Genomic DNA, 16,457 nt, shown 5'->3' on the forward strand with positions numbered 1-16,457 from the left:
AGTCACGCTCTTTGTGACGTTCTAGCTACTGATTTTATTCATGACTGGCAATCAGTCTCAAAGCCACGCCCGCCGCCGCGGTGCGATTTTCGACACCGAGTTTGGGGAAGATCTGTTCCAGATGTTTGTTGATGGTGCGGGGGCTGATTTCGAGAATTTCAGCAATATCGCGGTTGGTTTTACCGTTGGCGAGCCAGAACAATACCTCCGCTTCCCGCTCGGTCAGTTCCAGCTCCTGCCTGAGCAGCTCGGCGCCGGTGGGCTTATTGCCATCGATCAGTTGCATCAGCACATCGCCATTGCTCTGATAGCCGATCAGCTTCAGGGTTAATGGGTAGTCGAGGTTTTTAACGGCCATCCGCTCCTGTTCTAAAGGGTTGTGAGACAGCCAGTGACTGATCTGAGGTATCAGACTCTCCTCCTGCATCTGCTCGGTCACCCCTGCCCGGCCCAACAGCGCATAGGCCCGGGGAGTTGCCCAGCGCAACAGACCTTCCCTGCCCACCGTCAGCAGATGCTGGCCGGTGCTGTCCAGCGCGCTGTGAACACTGCTGGTCTGGCGGGCGTTACCCAGATGCACCCGGATACGTGCCAATAACTCATTGGGACTGATCGGTTTGGTCAGATAATCCACTCCGCCACAATCCAGCCCGCGCACGATATCATCGGTATCGGTCAGACCGGTCATAAAGACCACCGGTATGGTGGCCAGATCGGGATCAGCCTTCAGCATACGGCAGGTATCAAAGCCATCCATTACCGGCATCACCGCATCCATGAGGATAATATCGGGGCGGATACGCTTGCAGATGGTGAGTGCCTGACGCCCCTCCAGCGCCACCAGAATATCCAGCCCGGCCCCCTCCAGGGCATCGTTAATCAGACTCAGCGCATTGGGGGAATCATCCACCACCAGCACCACGTCATTACGATCTGATCCGCTCTCTCTCATATTCATTGATTCCGCTTCTCCAGATACACCACCAATTTATCAAACAGAAAACTTTCACTGAGCTGGCGCAGATGTGTTAATGCCCCTACGGACAGAACCTCCAGCCTTTCGATCTCTTTAAGGCACTGCATCACCCCTTTGTGATAACCCAGTTCGGCACAGTTTTTCAGTTCCATCAGCAACGGATGATCCGGCTGCATAATCTCAACAACCGGGGCCAGCGGCGGCCCGGCCTCTTCCGCTTTCAGCGGTTCTGAACCGCCCCGGTAGATCCACTTCAGCTCAAGGTAGCGCCCCAGCGTTTCCAGCAATTGATGATTCGCCACCGGTTTAACCAGATAATCATCATAGCTATCATGGCCATCTTCCCTGGCGGAAAGCTCCCGGGCATCGGCGGACAACATCACAACTTTACCGGCGACTTTACGCTGCCGCAGAATGCTGGCCAACTGTAAACCCGACATCCCCGGCATGGAGATATCCAGCAGAAACAGATCCGGCTCATTCTGCTGCAACAGCGCCAGACAGGCATCGGCATCCTGCGCTTCCATAATACTGAAGCCCAGCGGCACCAGAATATCGGCCAGCAGCCCCCGCAATACCGGGTCATCATCCACCAGACAAAGGGTTCGCTGATAACCTTCATAGCCAATAATCCGCTGTTCCTGAAGCACCGGTGTCAGCTCTTCACTGCTGACCCAGGGCAGCATCATCGACACCCGGAAACAGCTTCCCTGCCCGGGGCTGCTCTCCACCTGCAGATCGCCCCCCATAATCTCAGTCAGCAGTTTAACGATGGTCAGCCCCAGGCCGGTGCCCGGCAGATGGGCGGTGTCCCGGTTTCGAATCCGTTCAAACGGCGAAAAGATGCGCGTCATCTGGTATTCATCAATACCCGGGCCCGTATCACGGATAGCAAACTCAGCCACCTGGTTACGGTAATGGATATCAAAATCCACCCGTCCACTGGGGGTATACTTGATCGCATTAGACAGCAGGTTGATCAGAATCTGCCGCAACCGTTTTTCATCGGTCACAATCCGTTTTGGCAAAGGATTGGCGATATGACAGTTAAACGCTATCCCCTTCTGCAACGCCTGCATACGAAACATCTCCGCCAGCTGTTCGATCAGCTCCGGCAGATTCACCTGGTTCCGATAGAGATCTAAACGGCCCGCCTCAATCTTCGAGATATCCAGTAATCCCTCAATCAGGTCGGTGAGATAGAGACCGCTGCGATGGATGATATCCAGTCCCCGCTGCTGATCTTCCTGTAGGTTGGAACGCTCCCGCAATAGCTGCGCATAGCCAAGGATCGACTGCAATGGCGTGCGCAGTTCATGGCTGATACCGGAGAGATAGCGACTCTTGGCTGCATTCGCGCGCTCCGCCAGCTCCTTGGCCTGCTGCAGTTCCAGATCGGTCTGTTCATGTGCCTCGATCTCCCGGGTCAGCTTCATGGTCTGCCGGTTGGACTCCTGCTGCGCGACCACCCGGCTCTCATGGGTCAGCAGAAACAACCAGGTAACCACGCCCGAAGCGATAAACAGGGTAAAAAACAGGGTCCAGATGGTTTGTAGTACGAGGGCGGTTTCCTCTGGGGTTGCCGGCGCTAATTGTCGGAATATCACCGCCAGCAATGCCCCCAGCACCAGATTAACCACCAGCAATAGGGCGATAAACTTACCCAGCCGGGAACTGACCAGTTTCACTGCCCGACGGGGCAGGAACAGATGCAGCATCTCCATCACCTGTCGGGACAGCCGCGCCTTTGGCTTGCAGTTATCCAGACAGCGCACATCCAGTGAACAGCAGAGGGAACAGATCGGCAGATCATAAGCGGGACAGTAGCTCATATCCTCCCGCTCAAAATCGTTTTCACAGATCCCGCAGGTGACAATACTCACGGTGCGCGCATCACCCTGCACCGGCACCAGACGAATATACTGATTCAACTCTTCGTTCGTCCGGGCAATATAGTATCGACCGCCGGTCAGCCAGGCGATCAGGGGCACACAGACAAAGCAGCTGAGCAGACTGACAAAATGACACAGGTTACGGGCTATCTCGCCGAACAGCCCCAGATAACTCAGCATCCCCAGTGCTGTAGAGATCACCATCGACCCCATCCCCACCGGGTTGATGTCGTACAGGTGACCCCGTTTAAACTCAATCTCTGGCGGACTCAGTCCCAGTGGCTTATTGATCAGCAGATCCGCAGACAATGACGCCAGCCAGCTGATCGCAATAATCGCAAAGATCCCCAGAATCGCTTCCAGTGCCTGATAGATACCCAGTTCCATCAGAATCAGCGCAATGGTGACATTGAACACCAGCCAGACAACCCGTCCCGGGTGGCTGTGAGTCAGCCGGGAAAAGAAGTTCGACCAGGCGATAGAACCGGCATAGGCATTGGTGACATTGATCTTCATCTGACAGACCACCACCATCAGCGCCGCCAGTAACAGGGCGATCTCCGGTGAGCCGGTCATCAGCTGGAACACCCGCTGATACATATAGGTCGGATCAGAAGCTTCGATGATGCCGATCCCCTGGGTGATCGCCAGATAAGCCAGAAAGGAGCCCAACAACATCTTAATCATCCCGGTAAACACCCAGCCGGGGCCTGCCAGAATCAGCCAGAACCACCACTGTTTTCTGTTATCCCGGGTTTTCTCCGGCATAAATCGCAGGTAGTCCACCTGCTCACCGATCTGCGCAAACAGGGCAAAAAACACCGATACCGCTGCACCAAACATGATGATGTCAAACTCACCACTGGCGGTAGAGGCCATCCCCGGACTGAACTCTGTCCAACCCTGCAACTTATCTGCCTCAAACCACAGCGCTACCGCCACTGCGGCCAGCTGCAGTGTTAACCATAGATTTTGCGTGCCCACCTGAAACCGGCTGATGGCGGTAATCCCGTGGGTCACGATGGGAATCACTGCAATAGCGCAGAGCAGATAACCCAGCGCCAGCGGAATACCGAACAACGCCTTCAGTGCCGAGGCCAGAATCGCAGCCTCGATGGCGAAGAAAATAAAGGTAAACGAGGCATAGATCAGGGAGGTAAGTGTCGACCCCAGATAACCAAAACCGGCCCCCCGGGTAAGCAGGTCAATATCCAGCCCGTGTTTAGCGGAGTAATAGGCGATGGGAAAACCGGTAATAAACAGCACAATACAGACAGCCGCCATCGCCATCACCGTATTGGTAAAGCCATAGCTCAGGGTTACCGCAGCCGCCAGCCCCTCAAGTGCCAGAAATGAAGCAGCCCCCAGCGCCGTTTTACCCACCCGGGAGATACTCATATGCCGCCCTTTACGCGCGGTAAAGCGCAGCGCGTAATCCTCCAGCGTCTGGTCAGCAACCCACTTGTTATAGTGGCGGCGAACTTTAAGGATCTTCTGGAAAGCTGACATAAACTCCTGACTTAACCCTCTGAAACGGCCCGAAAAACGCACAAATTCAGTGCAGAAGAGTTCCTGCAGTGCACACACACGCACCACAAAAGAGCTGATAGAACTGTTTTTCCGTAAACTGGTCTTTATAGAGAGTCAGACTGCATGGTTTATGCCAGACGGGAAAAAGGCTAAGACGTAGCTCGTTGTTCGTGGCTCGACGCGACTGCGTCGCTTGTTCGAAAAAGCGTAAGAACCGCCCCAGGACAGGGCATTAGCATGCACAGAATAACAACGCGAACATCCCGATAGATGTGCCTTTGCTCTTCTCTGTGTCCTCGGTGTTCTCTGTGGTGATAATTTTTTGAGGGTATTTTTACCACGGATGGACCAGAGGGGAGCTGTATAGAAACAAACTCTCGTGGTTCGACGCGACTGCGTCGCTTGCCAGAGAAAGCGTATAAGCCGCCCAGGACAGGGCAAACAAAGAACTGTTTCATAGAGGCCTGTATATAAACCCTCGGTGCTCTCTGTGTCCTCTGTGGTGACAATTTTTTGAAGGTATTTTTACCACAGAGGGCACAGAGAACACCGAGAAAGAGAAAAACTAGCAGTTTATTTTTTTCAATCCAGCCGTTATGCTCAGTTTATCGTTACAGAAAGGCCTTTTTGCTGCTCCATATAATGCGCAAAAATCGGTAAACAAAGGGAAAGGTTAAAGCGCTGGTGGGATTCTCCACCGGGTTAAGAATGCTACCGCGCATTCTCGTTTTGTCTTAATGGAGATTACGATGTTCAGCACTGCCTCTTTTATCTCTTATCGATATACGTCTTTTCTCAATGTTATCCGGCCCGGGTCCTCCTCAGTCTGACAATAAATGATATCTGTAATCATGAGTAAGAAAAATTTTTCTATTACTTCACTGCTTCTACTCTCATTCGGAATGGCTGTAGTAGAGGTCATGCTTAACAGCCAGGGAGAGGTCGTTTCAGATGAAACGCAGTCTCTCTGGGGGTTTATATTTCTCGTTATTACTATTATTTGGGTGATCGCCGACTCAGAAACAAATGACTTTAAGAAACCATTTGATTTTGGTTTTCTCATTTACCTCTTCTGGCCAGCCGCCCTGCCTTACTACCTGATCACAACACGAGGTTTTGAAGGTTTTGTATTCTTTCTTGGCCTTATGAGTATATGGCTTGGGCCGTGGTTGGCTGGGCTAGTGGCGTACACCTATGTATATACTCCTTAGCACAGCAACACAATGTAAAACGCCCCCTAAATACGGCTTGTGGTAACCTCAAACTGGGACATGGAAGTCATGAAAACAATCTTTTTAGCAGTATCAATTTGTTTGGCAACAAACTCATATGCATTGTCGTTCGAAGACGCCATAGTCAATCCGGGAGAATCCGTATCAGGTAAGCATCTGGATGAATATGCCAATATTTGGTGGCAGTGGACGTACACAATGCCAAAAGAGATCAGCCCGGTTCGTGACACAACAGGTAAATATTGCCATGTAGGGCAACAAGGTGAAGTATGGTTTCTCGCTGGCGGTTACGGTACATCAAAAATCAAAAGAAGATGTGAAATACCTCAGGGAAAGTACATATTCTTTCCTGTAATAAATATGGCTTATTGGCCCAGAACGGAAGGCTCAATGTCCTGTGACAGTGCTAAAAGAAGTGCGGCACTTAATAATGACGAGTTGCTTTCCATCCAGGTAGAGCTGGATTCAATGAAAGCGCTAAATCCGACAAGCATGAGGGTCGCTTCTCAGAACTGCTTTAATTTGCTGGGGTTAGTTCCAAAGAGATACAGCCCGCCAAATCTATACCCTGCAGCAACAGATGGCTATTGGGTCATGCTGAAACCGCTTTCAAAGGGCACTCATATTTTAAAATTCAATGCGATGTATAACCGTGAAAAAGGTGCATATAGTAAAATGGCCCAGGACATTGAGTATAAAATTTTCGTCAAGTAGCCTTAAATACTTAGCAATTAGGGTTAGCTTAAACCTTTTGCCAACGCGCTATACTCTCCAACACAAAAGCTAACAGAGCCCGAATCATTTAAATGAAACTGCTCTCAAGGATGAGTAAATGAAAAAGCTGATTATTATTCCACTGGGTATTGTTTTACTTTTTGCTGTTGCGGCGGTCGGTTATCTGCTTCTGATGACGGGGCTGATGAAAGCAGCAACTCCTCCCTCATTTCAGATTACTTATGCGGCCATTGCCGGCTGCAAAAATCAGCAAGAGATCCAACAGAATGATGGTGCGCTGTTCCAGGGGTTTGACTATCTGGCCCCTTACATCCCCTACCTGCTTCGCTGGGATCAGATGCTGTTTAACGACCATTTTGTTATCACTGACGGCCTGGTAAGCAATCAAAGTGTATTTCACATTTTGCTGACCGCATCAGAGTTGGGCGAATCAGAGTGTGATGAGCAGATTATGTCGTTAGCTCAGCATTATCAAAGCCGCGGTGCCTACATTGATCAGTTTAACGACTATGGAATGACACCCCTGCAGGAAGCCGTGATCACCCGTAATGAAAATTTTGTTCGCTTTTATTCCGGGTTAGGGGCCAATAAACACCTTAAAACCAAAAGCAACATCCCATTGATATCCGGCAAGGATGTCGATCAGATAGTCAGGCTCCTTCGGGAAAAAGCGCCAGATGATTTAAAACTGGCACGTATCGAGACTTTATTGAAATAAGGAACTAAAAAAGAGGGCTGCAATAAAGAACTGGCTTAATTTAAAGCCAGTTCTCCAGGATTGGGCTTACTGTTTTTACCACAGAGAACACAGATCACACTGAGGAGAACAAGGAAAATCGCCACGAGGCGTGGCACCCACAAAAGCTGGCTCCCACAAAAAGGACAATTCAGATATTTTTTGCAAGTGGAGAAGCCTCGTCTGGCTACTGCTTAAACAATAAGCCATGCCCTGAGATAGGTGAGCAAACGGCTTTCCATGCTTTCGCTGGCATGCAGTGCGCAAAACTTTAGCGCCATCGCCTGTACCGAAAAAGCCTGAATCCCTTCTGCTAATAGCTGCGTACTGACATCACGGCGAAACGGTCCATCTGCAAGCCATGCCGATACCACCTGGCCATGACGCTCAAAGGTCATGGCAATATCCCCGATCCGTTCGATCGCAGCTGCTCCCGAGTAACGCAGAATCACATCAAAGACATATCTTTCGCAGGTCATGAACTCCAGCAACGGCATGAGTGTAGCCACCAGTTCTTCAACATCCGCAGGGGCTTTGCACTGCTCCAGCTCATCTAAACAACGGTTGATCCCCTCGCCAATTAAGCGATCCATCAGGGCATCTTTATCAGCAAAGTGGGCAAAAAAAGTGCCTTTAGCAACACCCGCCCTCTTTACCACTTCTTCGACGCGGAGGGCTTCATAGCCATTTTCGGCAATAACGTTACTTGCCGCTTCAACCAGCCTGGCGCGAGTGGCAAGTGTGCGTTTCTGTACGGTTTTTGTCATGTGCGCATGATGCCCTTAAAAACAATTATTGGCAATAAATAAATTGACCGCGGTCAATTTATATGAATAATGACCATGGTCAATTTAAGAGGTCTGCTCATGAAACACAAACGAATCTTCATACTTAATGGCCATCCAGCCCAAGAGTCTCTCTCAAAAACTCTGCTCGAATCCTACGCACATGCAGCCCGTGAAGCTGGGCATGAAGTACGCATGGCGCATCTGCACGATATGAAATTTGACAGTGATTATGGTTTCGCGGGATACACAACCTATAAGCCACTTGAACCCGTTTTAGAAAAAGTGCTTAGCGATCTGGAGTGGTGTGAACATCTGGTGATGTCGACCCCCCTGTGGTGGGGTGGTATACCGGCAAAACTAAAGGGCCTGTTTGATCGTGCTTTTCTGCCGGGACGTGTGTTTGATACGCAAGTAACAAAATTCGGCATACCCAGCCCAATGCTGTCAGGCCGCACCGCACGGGTAATAGTCACATCAGATACACCAAACTTATTCATGCGGCTATTTTATAAAAACGCTTTGCATCATCAGTTACGCAAACAGATATTTGGCTTTATCGGGTTCAAACCAACCCGAATCATTCAGTTTAGTAGTGCCAGCCATGCGAAACCCGCGGCAGTAGAGCGCTGGTTGAAGCAGGTAAGAAAGCTAGGGGCCTGCGCCTCTTAACAGTCCAGAAACGTAGGTTATGGGTGGCTCTATGCCACCCGGCGCCAGCCTGATCGCCATGGGTATTGGAATTGTGTCTAATCGCTACACTTAAGCGCATCTTTATTAGAAAAGAAAACTGCTAATGATTTTTTACCACAGAGAACACAGAGGGCACTGAGGAGAGCAAAGATCATCGCCACGGGGGCGTGGCTCCCACAAAAAACACAATTCAGAAGTGTTCCAGCTCAGACATTGGTCAGCGCTATGATTGCTGAATTAATTGTCGCCGGATTGTCTCTTACGCTGTATTCAAAACATCACGCGCATCTTTAATAGGAAAGAAAATTGCTAGTGATTGTTACCGCAGAGGGCACAGAGAACACTGAGGAAAACAAGGATAATCGCCACGGGGGGGCGTGGCTCCCGCAAAAGTTGGCTCCCACAAAAAGCGTAATACCGATATTTTCCTGCAAGTGGCAAAGCCGCGTCTGGCTAGCTGCGCAGCAGCGGTCTGGCAACGGCTTTTAACCTATCCAGTAAAAATAGAGTCAACCGGCACCACCACCCCACACTCATCCGGTGAATACCCGGGCAGCTTCATCACCGCTTGCTGAAACGCTTCTCCCCGAATACTCGCCAACAACCGTCCCATCGCTTCCTGCTTCAGGGTTTTGCTATGACACACCAGCAGGTAATGCTCAGAAGATAACGGTATAAAATCAAGACCAAACTGGCGGGCTGCGGCTTCCACCCCCATGCCTACATCTGCCATCCCCGCTGCCACAAAAGCAGCGACTGCGGAGTGGGTAAACTCCTCATCGGCAAAACCGCTGATCTTCTTACTATTAACGCCTTCACGCAACAGCAGTTCATCCAGCAGTGCGCGGGTGCCGGAGTCTTTCTGCCGATTGATAAACTTCACCTCTTTACGCAGCAGATCTTTCAGCCCGGTGATCTGTTTTGGGTTACCGGGTTTAACCATCAGTCCCTGCTGCCGGGTGATAAATTTAACGATCTTATGTACCCGGGGTTTCAGATGACGGCTGTAGGTTTCATAGAGCGCGTCACTCATCCCCCCTTTGCGACCGTTAACGGGCACATGGAAACCGGCGACATCACAGGCACCCCGGTTGAGTGAGGCCAGGGCTTCCTCGGCACTCTTATACTGCAGGTCCAGCTGGATATCGTCAGAGAAACCCGGTAACAACGCCACAGCATAACCGTAACTGGCATGCAGTCGCAGCAATGGACTCACCCCTTCCAGGGCACGGTGAATCTCCAGATTCAACTCAGACGCCAGACTCTCTAACTGGGGTTCCAGACGCGCCAGCACCCGCTGCTCTGCCCAGAGTAACTTCTCTCCCAGGGCTGACAGTGTCGCACCTTTACCCTTCTGCATATCCACCAGTGGTAAACCAAAAAAAGCCGCCCAGGTATTCAGCAGATTCCAGCCGTGACGGTAAGAGATGCCTATTTGCGACGTCGCTTCGGTCAGTTTACCGGTGTCATGGATTGCCCCCAACAGAGAAAACAGCTGGGGATTCAACTGGTTACCACCGGAATCCCGGAACGACCAGCTTGGTACAACCTGAATTCGTTTCATATGCACAATATTTCATATTTCGTATAACAGCGACTAATGCTACTTTAAACAGAGCTATAAAGTACATAACTCATGTATTATCACCTCAATACAGAGACATATGAACTACACTTCATATGTTTAAGAGAATAAAAAAATGACCGCAGTTAACGAGCAGATGTTGCCGCTAGTCAGGGAAGTCATCTCCGGTTTACAGCATAAACCCGGAGCCCTGCTACCAATCCTCCATGAGATCCAGAACCGACTGGGCTATATCCCCCCGGAGTCTGTTCCGCTGATCGCAGAAGCACTGAATCAGTCCCGCGCGGATATCCACGGCGTTATCAGTTTTTATCACCAGTTCCGCTCAACCGCCCCGGGCAAACACACCATTGAGGTTTGCCGCGCTGAGGCCTGTCAGTCGATGGGCGCACGTCAACTGGAAGCCCATGCCAAGGCAACTCTGGGAGTGGATTATCACGGTACCACCAGCGATCAGAATATCACGCTGGAAGAGGTTTACTGCCTGGGTAACTGCGCCTGCTCTCCCTCAGTACGAATCAATGATGAGATCGTCGGCCGGGTCACTCCGGAAAAATTTGATCAGTTGGTCGATGAACTGCGTTCGCAAACGCTGGAGGTTCACTGATGTCCAGTTCAGTAACAAATAATACAGTGACAAAGATCTTTATCCCCCGGGACACTACAGCGCTGGCCATGGGTGCCGATCGTCTGGCCCGCGAAATTGCAGCAGAAGCTGCAAAGCGTGGCGAAACCATCGAGATCATCCGCAACGGCTCCAGGGGGCTGTTCTGGCTGGAACCCCTGGTGGAGGTAGAAACCGCTGGCGGACGGATCGCCTACGGACCGGTTGAGTCTAACGATATCGACAGTCTGTTTGATCAGGCATTTCTCAGCGGCGAAACCTCCCACCCGCTGTGTCAGGGACTCACCGAAGAGATACCCTACCTAAAAAAACAGCAGCGACTTACCTTTGCCCGCGCCGGTATTACCGACCCGGTGTCACTGGAGGATTACCAGCAACTGGATGGTTTTAATGGCCTGAAAAAAGCGCTGCAGATGGATAGCCAGAGTATCGTTGATGAGGTTAAAGCCTCCGGCCTGCGTGGCCGTGGTGGCGCCGCCTTTCCCACCGGGATTAAATGGCAAACCGTACTGGATGCGACGCCAACCCGGGATAATCAGAAATATATCGTCTGCAACGCTGATGAAGGCGACTCTGGAACCTTTGCTGACCGGATGGTGATGGAAGCCGATCCCTATATGCTGATTGAGGGGATGACCATCGCCGGTCTCGCCGTGGGCGCTGACCAGGGTTATATCTATCTGCGTTCAGAATATCCGGTGGCACACCAGATCCTTAACGAAGCGATTGCTAAAGCGGAAGCCGCCGGTTTTCTCGGCAACAACATTCTCAATAGCGGCAAAACCTTCAATCTGGAAGTTCGCCTGGGGGCCAAAGCCTATATCTGCGGCGAAGAGACGTCGCTGCTGGAAAGCCTTGAGGGTAAGCGCGGTATGGTGCGGGCTAAACCGCCCCTGCCAGCGATTGTCGGCCTGTTTGGCCAGCCAACCATTGTCAATAACGTTCTGTCTCTGGCGGCGATCCCTTATATTCTGTCCCGGGGCGGTCAGGCCTATGCTGACTTCGGTATGGGACGCTCGCTGGGCACTCTGCCGTTCCAGCTGGCAGGCAATATCAAGCGCGGCGGGCTGATTGAGCTGGCCTTTGGTGTCACCCTGCGTGAGCTGTTAGAAGAGTATGGCGGTGGCACTTTCAGTGGCCGTCCGATGCGTGCCGTTCAGGTGGGCGGCCCGCTGTGTGCTTATCTGCCGGAAAGCCAGTGGGATACGCCGATGGATTATGAATCGTTCCAGGCGGTCGGTGCCGCACTCGGACATGGCGGTATCGTGGTATTTGACGATACTGTGGATATGTCAGAGCAGGCACGTTTCTCAATGGAGTTCTGTGTCGCTGAATCCTGCGGTAAATGTACCCCTTGTCGCATCGGCTCTACCCGCGGCGTTGAGGTAATCGACCGCATCCGTAACGACGAAAACCGTGCAGCAAATATGGAACTGCTCAGTGATCTGTGTGAAACCATGATCGACGGTTCTTTATGTGCCATGGGAGGAATGACACCCTTCCCGGTACAGAGTGCCGTGAAGCACTTCCCTGAGGATTTCAATCAACCCGCGCCATACAACCATGGGGAGGCCTGATCATGCTTCAGTACTTCAATCCTAAGCAGCAAGATTTTGACAAAGATTACGGCACCCCCGCCAGCGTTTCAGAAAACCTGATCACGCTGGAGATCGATGGTGTCTCCATCACCGTCCCCGAAGGTACTTCAGTGATGCGTGCTGCAGCGCTGGCCGATATCAATATTCCTAAACTGTGTGCTTCTGACAATCTGGAAGCCTTTGGTTCCTGCCGCATCTGCGCCGTCGAAATTGAGGGCCGGCGCGGAACCCCGGCCTCCTGCACCACACCGGCAGAAGCCGGTATGAAGGTCACCACCCAGAACCCACGTCTGGGGAAACTGCGCCGCAACATTATGGAGCTGTATATCTCCGACCACCCGCTGGACTGCCTCACCTGTCCGGCCAACGGCAACTGTGAACTGCAGGATGTCGCCGGTGAAGTCGGTCTGCGGGAAGTGCGCTACGGTTTCAGCGGAGACAACCACCTGCAGGCGGAAAAAGACCACTCCAACCCCTATTTCAGCTTTGATCCGAGTAAATGTATCGTCTGCTCCCGCTGCGTACGCGCCTGCGGAGAGGTTCAGGGGACTTTCGCGCTGACCATCGATGGCCGCGGATTCGACTCTAAGGTTTCACCCGGTCAGAACCAGCCGTTCCTCGATTCTGAGTGTGTCTCCTGCGGCGCCTGCGTCCAGGCCTGCCCAACCTCAACTCTGATGGAAAAATCAGTGATTGAAGCGGGCCAGCCGGAACACAGTGTTGTTACCACCTGTGCTTACTGCGGTGTTGGCTGCCAGTTTAAGGCGGAGATGAAAGGCAGCGAAGTGATCCGCATGGTGCCCTATAAGGGTGGTCAGGCGAATCACGGCCACTCCTGTGTTAAGGGGCGTTTTGCCTTTGGTTACGCCACCCATGAAGACCGTATTACCAAGCCGATGATCCGTGACTCAATCGATCAGCCGTGGCGGGAGGTCAGCTGGGATGAGGCCCTGAGCTTTGCCGCAACCAAACTACGCGGTATTCAGGAAAAATATGGCCGCGAAAGCATCGGCGGGATCACCTCTTCCCGTTGCACCAATGAAGAGACCTATCTGGTGCAGAAGCTGATCCGCGCAGCGTTTGGCAATAACAACACCGATACCTGCGCCCGGGTGTGTCACTCACCCACCGGTTACGGTCTTAAAACCACTCTGGGTGAATCCGCCGGTACCCAAACCTTTGACTCAGTCATGCAGGCCGATGCGGTGATGGTGATCGGTGCTAACCCCACCGATGCCCACCCGGTATTTGGCTCTCTGCTGAAGAAACGGCTGCGTCAGGGTGCAAAACTGATTGTTGCGGACCCACGCCGTATCGATCTGGTGAAGAGCCCCCATGTACAGACTCAGCACCACCTGACCCTGCGTCCCGGCAGCAACGTCGCCTTTATCAATGCGATGGCGCATGTGATTATGAGTGAGGGGCTGGAAGATAAAGCCTTTATCGCCGAACGTTGTGACACCGAGGCCTTTAACGCCTGGCGCAACTTTATCAGCGAAGAACGTCACTCACCGGAGAACACCGAATCGATCACTGGTATTCCGGCCGCTGAACTGCGCAGCGCTGCGCGCATCTACGCTAACGCGAAGAACGGCGCCATCTACTACGGTCTGGGGGTCACTGAACATAGCCAGGGCTCCAGCATGGTAATGGGTATCGCCAACCTGGCACTGGCCACCGGTAATATTGGCCGCGAAGGGGTTGGGGTTAACCCGTTGCGGGGTCAGAATAACGTACAGGGCTCCTGCGATATGGGCTCCTTCCCCCATGAGCTACCCGGTTATCAGCATGTTGCTGACGATGCCGTACGCGCCCGCTTTGAATCGGCCTGGGGCGTCACACTGGATAACGAACCGGGTCTGCGGATTCCGAACATGTTCGATGCCGCACTGGATGGCACCTACAAGGGGATGTACTGTCAGGGCGAAGATATTGCACAATCGGACCCTAATACCAACCACGTCCAGGCGGCGCTGCGCTCACTGGAGTGCCTGGTGGTTCAGGATATCTTCCTCAATGAAACGGCGAAGTATGCCCATGTGTTCCTGCCGGGTTCCTCCTTCCTGGAGAAAGACGGCACCTTCACCAACGCTGAACGACGAATCAACCGGGTGCGCAAAGTGATGCCACCACTGGCGGGGCTGCAGGACTGGGAGGTAACTCAGGCGCTGTCCAATGCCCTGGGCTATCCAATGAACTACAACCATCCATCAGAGATCATGGATGAGATCGCTCAGCTGACGCCAACCTTTACCCATGTCAGCTATGAACGGTTGGAAAAGCTGGGCAGCATTCAGTGGCCCTGTAATGAGATGGCACCGGATGGCACGCCGACCATGCACGAGGAGAGCTTTCCGATTGGCAAAGGTCACTTTGCGATCACCGAGTATGTCGCCACGGAGGAGCGCTCAACCCGCAAATATCCGCTGCTGCTGACCACCGGCCGCATTCTGTCACAGTATAATGTGGGCGCACAAACCCGCCGTACCGATAACCAGATATGGCATGATGACGATGTGCTGGAACTACATCCACAGGATGCAGAAGATCGTGGCATCAATAATGGCGACTGGGTTGGCATCGCCAGCCGTGCCGGTGAGACCGTGATGCGGGCGAAAATCTCTGAACGGATGCAACCGGGAGTGGTGTACACCACCTTCCACCATCCGCACAGTGGCGCCAATGTGGTCACCACGGATAACTCCGACTGGGCGACCAACTGCCCCGAGTATAAGGTCACTGCAGTACAGGCGGTAAAAGTCACCGAACCATCGGACTGGCAGCAACGCTATCGCGACTTTAACCAGCAGCAGCTAGGCCATCTGAACAAAGCCCGTTTAAACGAGCCTCGTTCAGAAGAGTCTGCCATTGCAGGTAAGTAAGATGGCGCTGAAGAAACCCCAGGCAGATACCCCCGAAAGCCGGGTCACGGTGGAAAGCTGTTATCAGCAATCCGCCGTGACCCGCTGGCAACAGGGGCAGTGGCTGGATGCGCTGGACAGTATCGCCGAGGAGATTCCGGTGGCGATGGTCTACAACGGCATCTCCCATGTTGTGATGATGGCCAGTCCCTGCGATCTGGAAGATTTCGCTCTGGGTTTTAGCCTGAGTGAAGGGATCATCAAAAAACCGGAAGAGATTTACGGTCTGGATCTGGTAATGGCCGATCCACAGAGTCTGGCAGCCGGTATCGAAGTTCAGATATCGATTACCACACAGCGTTCGATGCAGCTAAAACAGCGTCGCCGTAATCTCACCGGTCGTACCGGTTGCGGTCTGTGTGGCGCAGAATCGCTGCAACAGGCGATCCGCCCCGTAAAGGCCGTTACCACATCACCACCTCCAGGGCCTGAAGCAATAGAGGCGGCCCTGCAGAGGCTGACGGATAAACAACCCCTGCAAGGGATAACCGGTGCCTGTCACGGTGCCGCCTGGTGTGACAACGAAGGCAATATCCAATTGCTGAGAGAGGATGTCGGTCGCCACAACGCTCTGGATAAACTGCTCGGGGCACTGCAACGCAAACACACCACCCTGAGTGAGGGGTTTGTGCTGGTCTCCAGCCGTGCCAGCTATGAGATGGTACATAAAGCCGCCAGTGGTGGCATCAGTACGCTGGTTGCAGTGTCAGCCCCCACCGGCCTGGCTCTGGATCTGGCAAAACAGGCGGGGCTCAACCTGATTGGTTTTGCCAGACCCGGGCGTCATGTCGTCTATAACCAGTCAGGACTCTCTCCAACAAGAGATAACGAGGAATAACAATGGCAAATCATCAGCTTACCAGCCTGATCCGCATGGCCAACCAGATCGCTGCCAATAACACCCATATTGGCGACGAAAACGCTGAGGCGGAGATGGTAGCCAACCACCTGTCCAAATTCTGGGCGCGGTCGATGAAGGCGCAAATCTCTGAATATTTAAACCAGGGGGGGGATGAGCTAACCCCTATCGCCAGAAAAGCGATCGGTCTTATGTCTAGTGCTGGTTAGAGAGATAACGCTTCACTTCCCTGTCCGGCAGAAAAACTGCTGTGATAGCAATTTTAATTGTCAGTACGCTCAGTTTAAGGC

At 52.5% G+C, this 16,457-nt stretch carries 13 protein-coding genes; 9 read left to right on the top strand and 4 right to left on the bottom strand.

The genetic code is table 11. The features are described 5' to 3' along the window. Positions 1 to 34: 34 nt before the first annotated feature. Complete coding sequence (locus JW499_RS00280; protein WP_205208701.1) at positions 35 to 958, bottom strand: response regulator; 924 nt, start codon at positions 956 to 958, stop codon at positions 35 to 37. Then, positions 955 to 4,377: a hybrid sensor histidine kinase/response regulator gene (locus JW499_RS00285; protein WP_205208702.1), complete on the bottom strand. Its 3,423-nt coding sequence runs from the start codon at positions 4,375 to 4,377 to the stop codon at positions 955 to 957. Before JW499_RS00285 ends, JW499_RS00280 begins: the two co-directional genes overlap by 4 nt. An 872-nt stretch (positions 4,378 to 5,249) precedes the next feature. Here JW499_RS00285 and JW499_RS00290 point away from each other — a divergent pair. From JW499_RS00290 to JW499_RS00300, 3 genes are all read left to right on the top strand, one after another. Further along, on the top strand, positions 5,250 to 5,609 hold the full coding sequence (locus JW499_RS00290) for a hypothetical protein (RefSeq protein ID WP_205208703.1): 360 nt from the start codon (positions 5,250 to 5,252) through the stop codon (positions 5,607 to 5,609). Between the two features lie 69 nt (positions 5,610 to 5,678). Beyond that, the gene (locus JW499_RS00295; RefSeq protein ID WP_205208704.1) at positions 5,679 to 6,344 is read left to right on the top strand and encodes a hypothetical protein; all 666 of its coding nucleotides are present in this window, start codon (positions 5,679 to 5,681) and stop codon (positions 6,342 to 6,344) included. Between the two features lie 118 nt (positions 6,345 to 6,462). Next, positions 6,463 to 7,083, top strand: a complete 621-nt coding sequence (locus JW499_RS00300; RefSeq protein ID WP_205208705.1) for a hypothetical protein — start codon at positions 6,463 to 6,465, stop codon at positions 7,081 to 7,083. A gap of 212 nt (positions 7,084 to 7,295) precedes the next feature. Here the strand turns inward: JW499_RS00300 and JW499_RS00305 are convergent, their stop codons facing one another. Then, positions 7,296 to 7,868 (bottom strand): TetR/AcrR family transcriptional regulator, encoded by a 573-nt coding sequence (locus tag JW499_RS00305; RefSeq protein WP_205208706.1) that lies wholly within the window; start codon positions 7,866 to 7,868, stop codon positions 7,296 to 7,298. A gap of 99 nt (positions 7,869 to 7,967) precedes the next feature. Here JW499_RS00305 and JW499_RS00310 point away from each other — a divergent pair, with 99 nt between their 5' ends. Further along, the gene (locus JW499_RS00310; protein WP_205208707.1) at positions 7,968 to 8,558 is read left to right on the top strand and encodes an NAD(P)H-dependent oxidoreductase; all 591 of its coding nucleotides are present in this window, start codon (positions 7,968 to 7,970) and stop codon (positions 8,556 to 8,558) included. 511 nt (positions 8,559 to 9,069) lie between these two features. Here JW499_RS00310 and JW499_RS00315 read toward each other — a convergent pair. Beyond that, a complete protein-coding gene (locus JW499_RS00315; protein ID WP_205208708.1) occupies positions 9,070 to 10,143 on the bottom strand; it encodes a substrate-binding domain-containing protein in 1,074 nt (357 codons plus the stop codon). A 136-nt stretch (positions 10,144 to 10,279) separates the two neighbouring features. Between JW499_RS00315 and JW499_RS00320 the strand changes: the two genes are divergently transcribed. Genes JW499_RS00320 through JW499_RS00340 form a run of 5 tightly spaced genes read left to right on the top strand, consistent with a single transcriptional unit; the run spans position 10,280 to position 16,376 of the window. After that, complete coding sequence (locus JW499_RS00320; RefSeq protein ID WP_091356944.1) at positions 10,280 to 10,771, top strand: formate dehydrogenase subunit gamma; 492 nt, start codon at positions 10,280 to 10,282, stop codon at positions 10,769 to 10,771. Continuing rightward, positions 10,771 to 12,366 carry a formate dehydrogenase beta subunit gene (locus tag JW499_RS00325; RefSeq protein ID WP_205208709.1) on the top strand — a complete coding sequence of 532 codons (1,596 nt, stop codon included), beginning with the start codon at positions 10,771 to 10,773 and terminating at the stop codon, positions 12,364 to 12,366. The genes JW499_RS00320 and JW499_RS00325 overlap by 1 nt, the downstream gene beginning before the upstream one ends. 2 nt (positions 12,367 to 12,368) lie before the next feature. Then, positions 12,369 to 15,269 carry a formate dehydrogenase subunit alpha gene (gene fdhF / locus JW499_RS00330; RefSeq protein ID WP_205208710.1) on the top strand — a complete coding sequence of 967 codons (2,901 nt, stop codon included), beginning with the start codon at positions 12,369 to 12,371 and terminating at the stop codon, positions 15,267 to 15,269. A 1-nt stretch (position 15,270) separates the two neighbouring features. Then, entirely contained in the window at positions 15,271 to 16,146 is an 876-nt protein-coding gene (fdhD, locus tag JW499_RS00335; protein ID WP_205208711.1) for a formate dehydrogenase accessory sulfurtransferase FdhD, read from the top strand. A gap of 2 nt (positions 16,147 to 16,148) precedes the next feature. Beyond that, complete coding sequence (locus JW499_RS00340; protein ID WP_205208712.1) at positions 16,149 to 16,376, top strand: formate dehydrogenase subunit delta; 228 nt, start codon at positions 16,149 to 16,151, stop codon at positions 16,374 to 16,376. Positions 16,377 to 16,457 lie beyond the last annotated feature (81 nt).

Origin of the sequence: Amphritea pacifica, from assembly GCF_016924145.1 — a bacterium.
Classification (GTDB): domain Bacteria; phylum Pseudomonadota; class Gammaproteobacteria; order Pseudomonadales; family Balneatricaceae; genus Amphritea; species Amphritea pacifica.

Bases quoted from the DNA above. Each gene is read 5' to 3' on its own strand.
- JW499_RS00280 (WP_205208701.1), bottom strand. From the start codon at position 958: ATGAATATGAGAGAGAGCGGATCAGATCGTAATGACGTGGTGCTGGTG.
- JW499_RS00325 (WP_205208709.1), top strand. From the start codon at position 10,771: ATGTCCAGTTCAGTAACAAATAATACAGTGACAAAGATCTTTATCCCC.
- JW499_RS00290 (WP_205208703.1), top strand. From the start codon at position 5,250: ATGAGTAAGAAAAATTTTTCTATTACTTCACTGCTTCTACTCTCATTC.
- fdhF (WP_205208710.1), top strand. From the start codon at position 12,369: ATGCTTCAGTACTTCAATCCTAAGCAGCAAGATTTTGACAAAGATTAC.
- JW499_RS00285 (WP_205208702.1), bottom strand. From the start codon at position 4,377: ATGTCAGCTTTCCAGAAGATCCTTAAAGTTCGCCGCCACTATAACAAG.
- JW499_RS00305 (WP_205208706.1), bottom strand. From the start codon at position 7,868: ATGACAAAAACCGTACAGAAACGCACACTTGCCACTCGCGCCAGGCTG.
- JW499_RS00295 (WP_205208704.1), top strand. From the start codon at position 5,679: ATGAAAACAATCTTTTTAGCAGTATCAATTTGTTTGGCAACAAACTCA.
- fdhD (WP_205208711.1), top strand. From the start codon at position 15,271: ATGGCGCTGAAGAAACCCCAGGCAGATACCCCCGAAAGCCGGGTCACG.
- JW499_RS00340 (WP_205208712.1), top strand. From the start codon at position 16,149: ATGGCAAATCATCAGCTTACCAGCCTGATCCGCATGGCCAACCAGATC.
- JW499_RS00315 (WP_205208708.1), bottom strand. From the start codon at position 10,143: ATGAAACGAATTCAGGTTGTACCAAGCTGGTCGTTCCGGGATTCCGGT.
- JW499_RS00320 (WP_091356944.1), top strand. From the start codon at position 10,280: ATGACCGCAGTTAACGAGCAGATGTTGCCGCTAGTCAGGGAAGTCATC.
- JW499_RS00310 (WP_205208707.1), top strand. From the start codon at position 7,968: ATGAAACACAAACGAATCTTCATACTTAATGGCCATCCAGCCCAAGAG.
- JW499_RS00300 (WP_205208705.1), top strand. From the start codon at position 6,463: ATGAAAAAGCTGATTATTATTCCACTGGGTATTGTTTTACTTTTTGCT.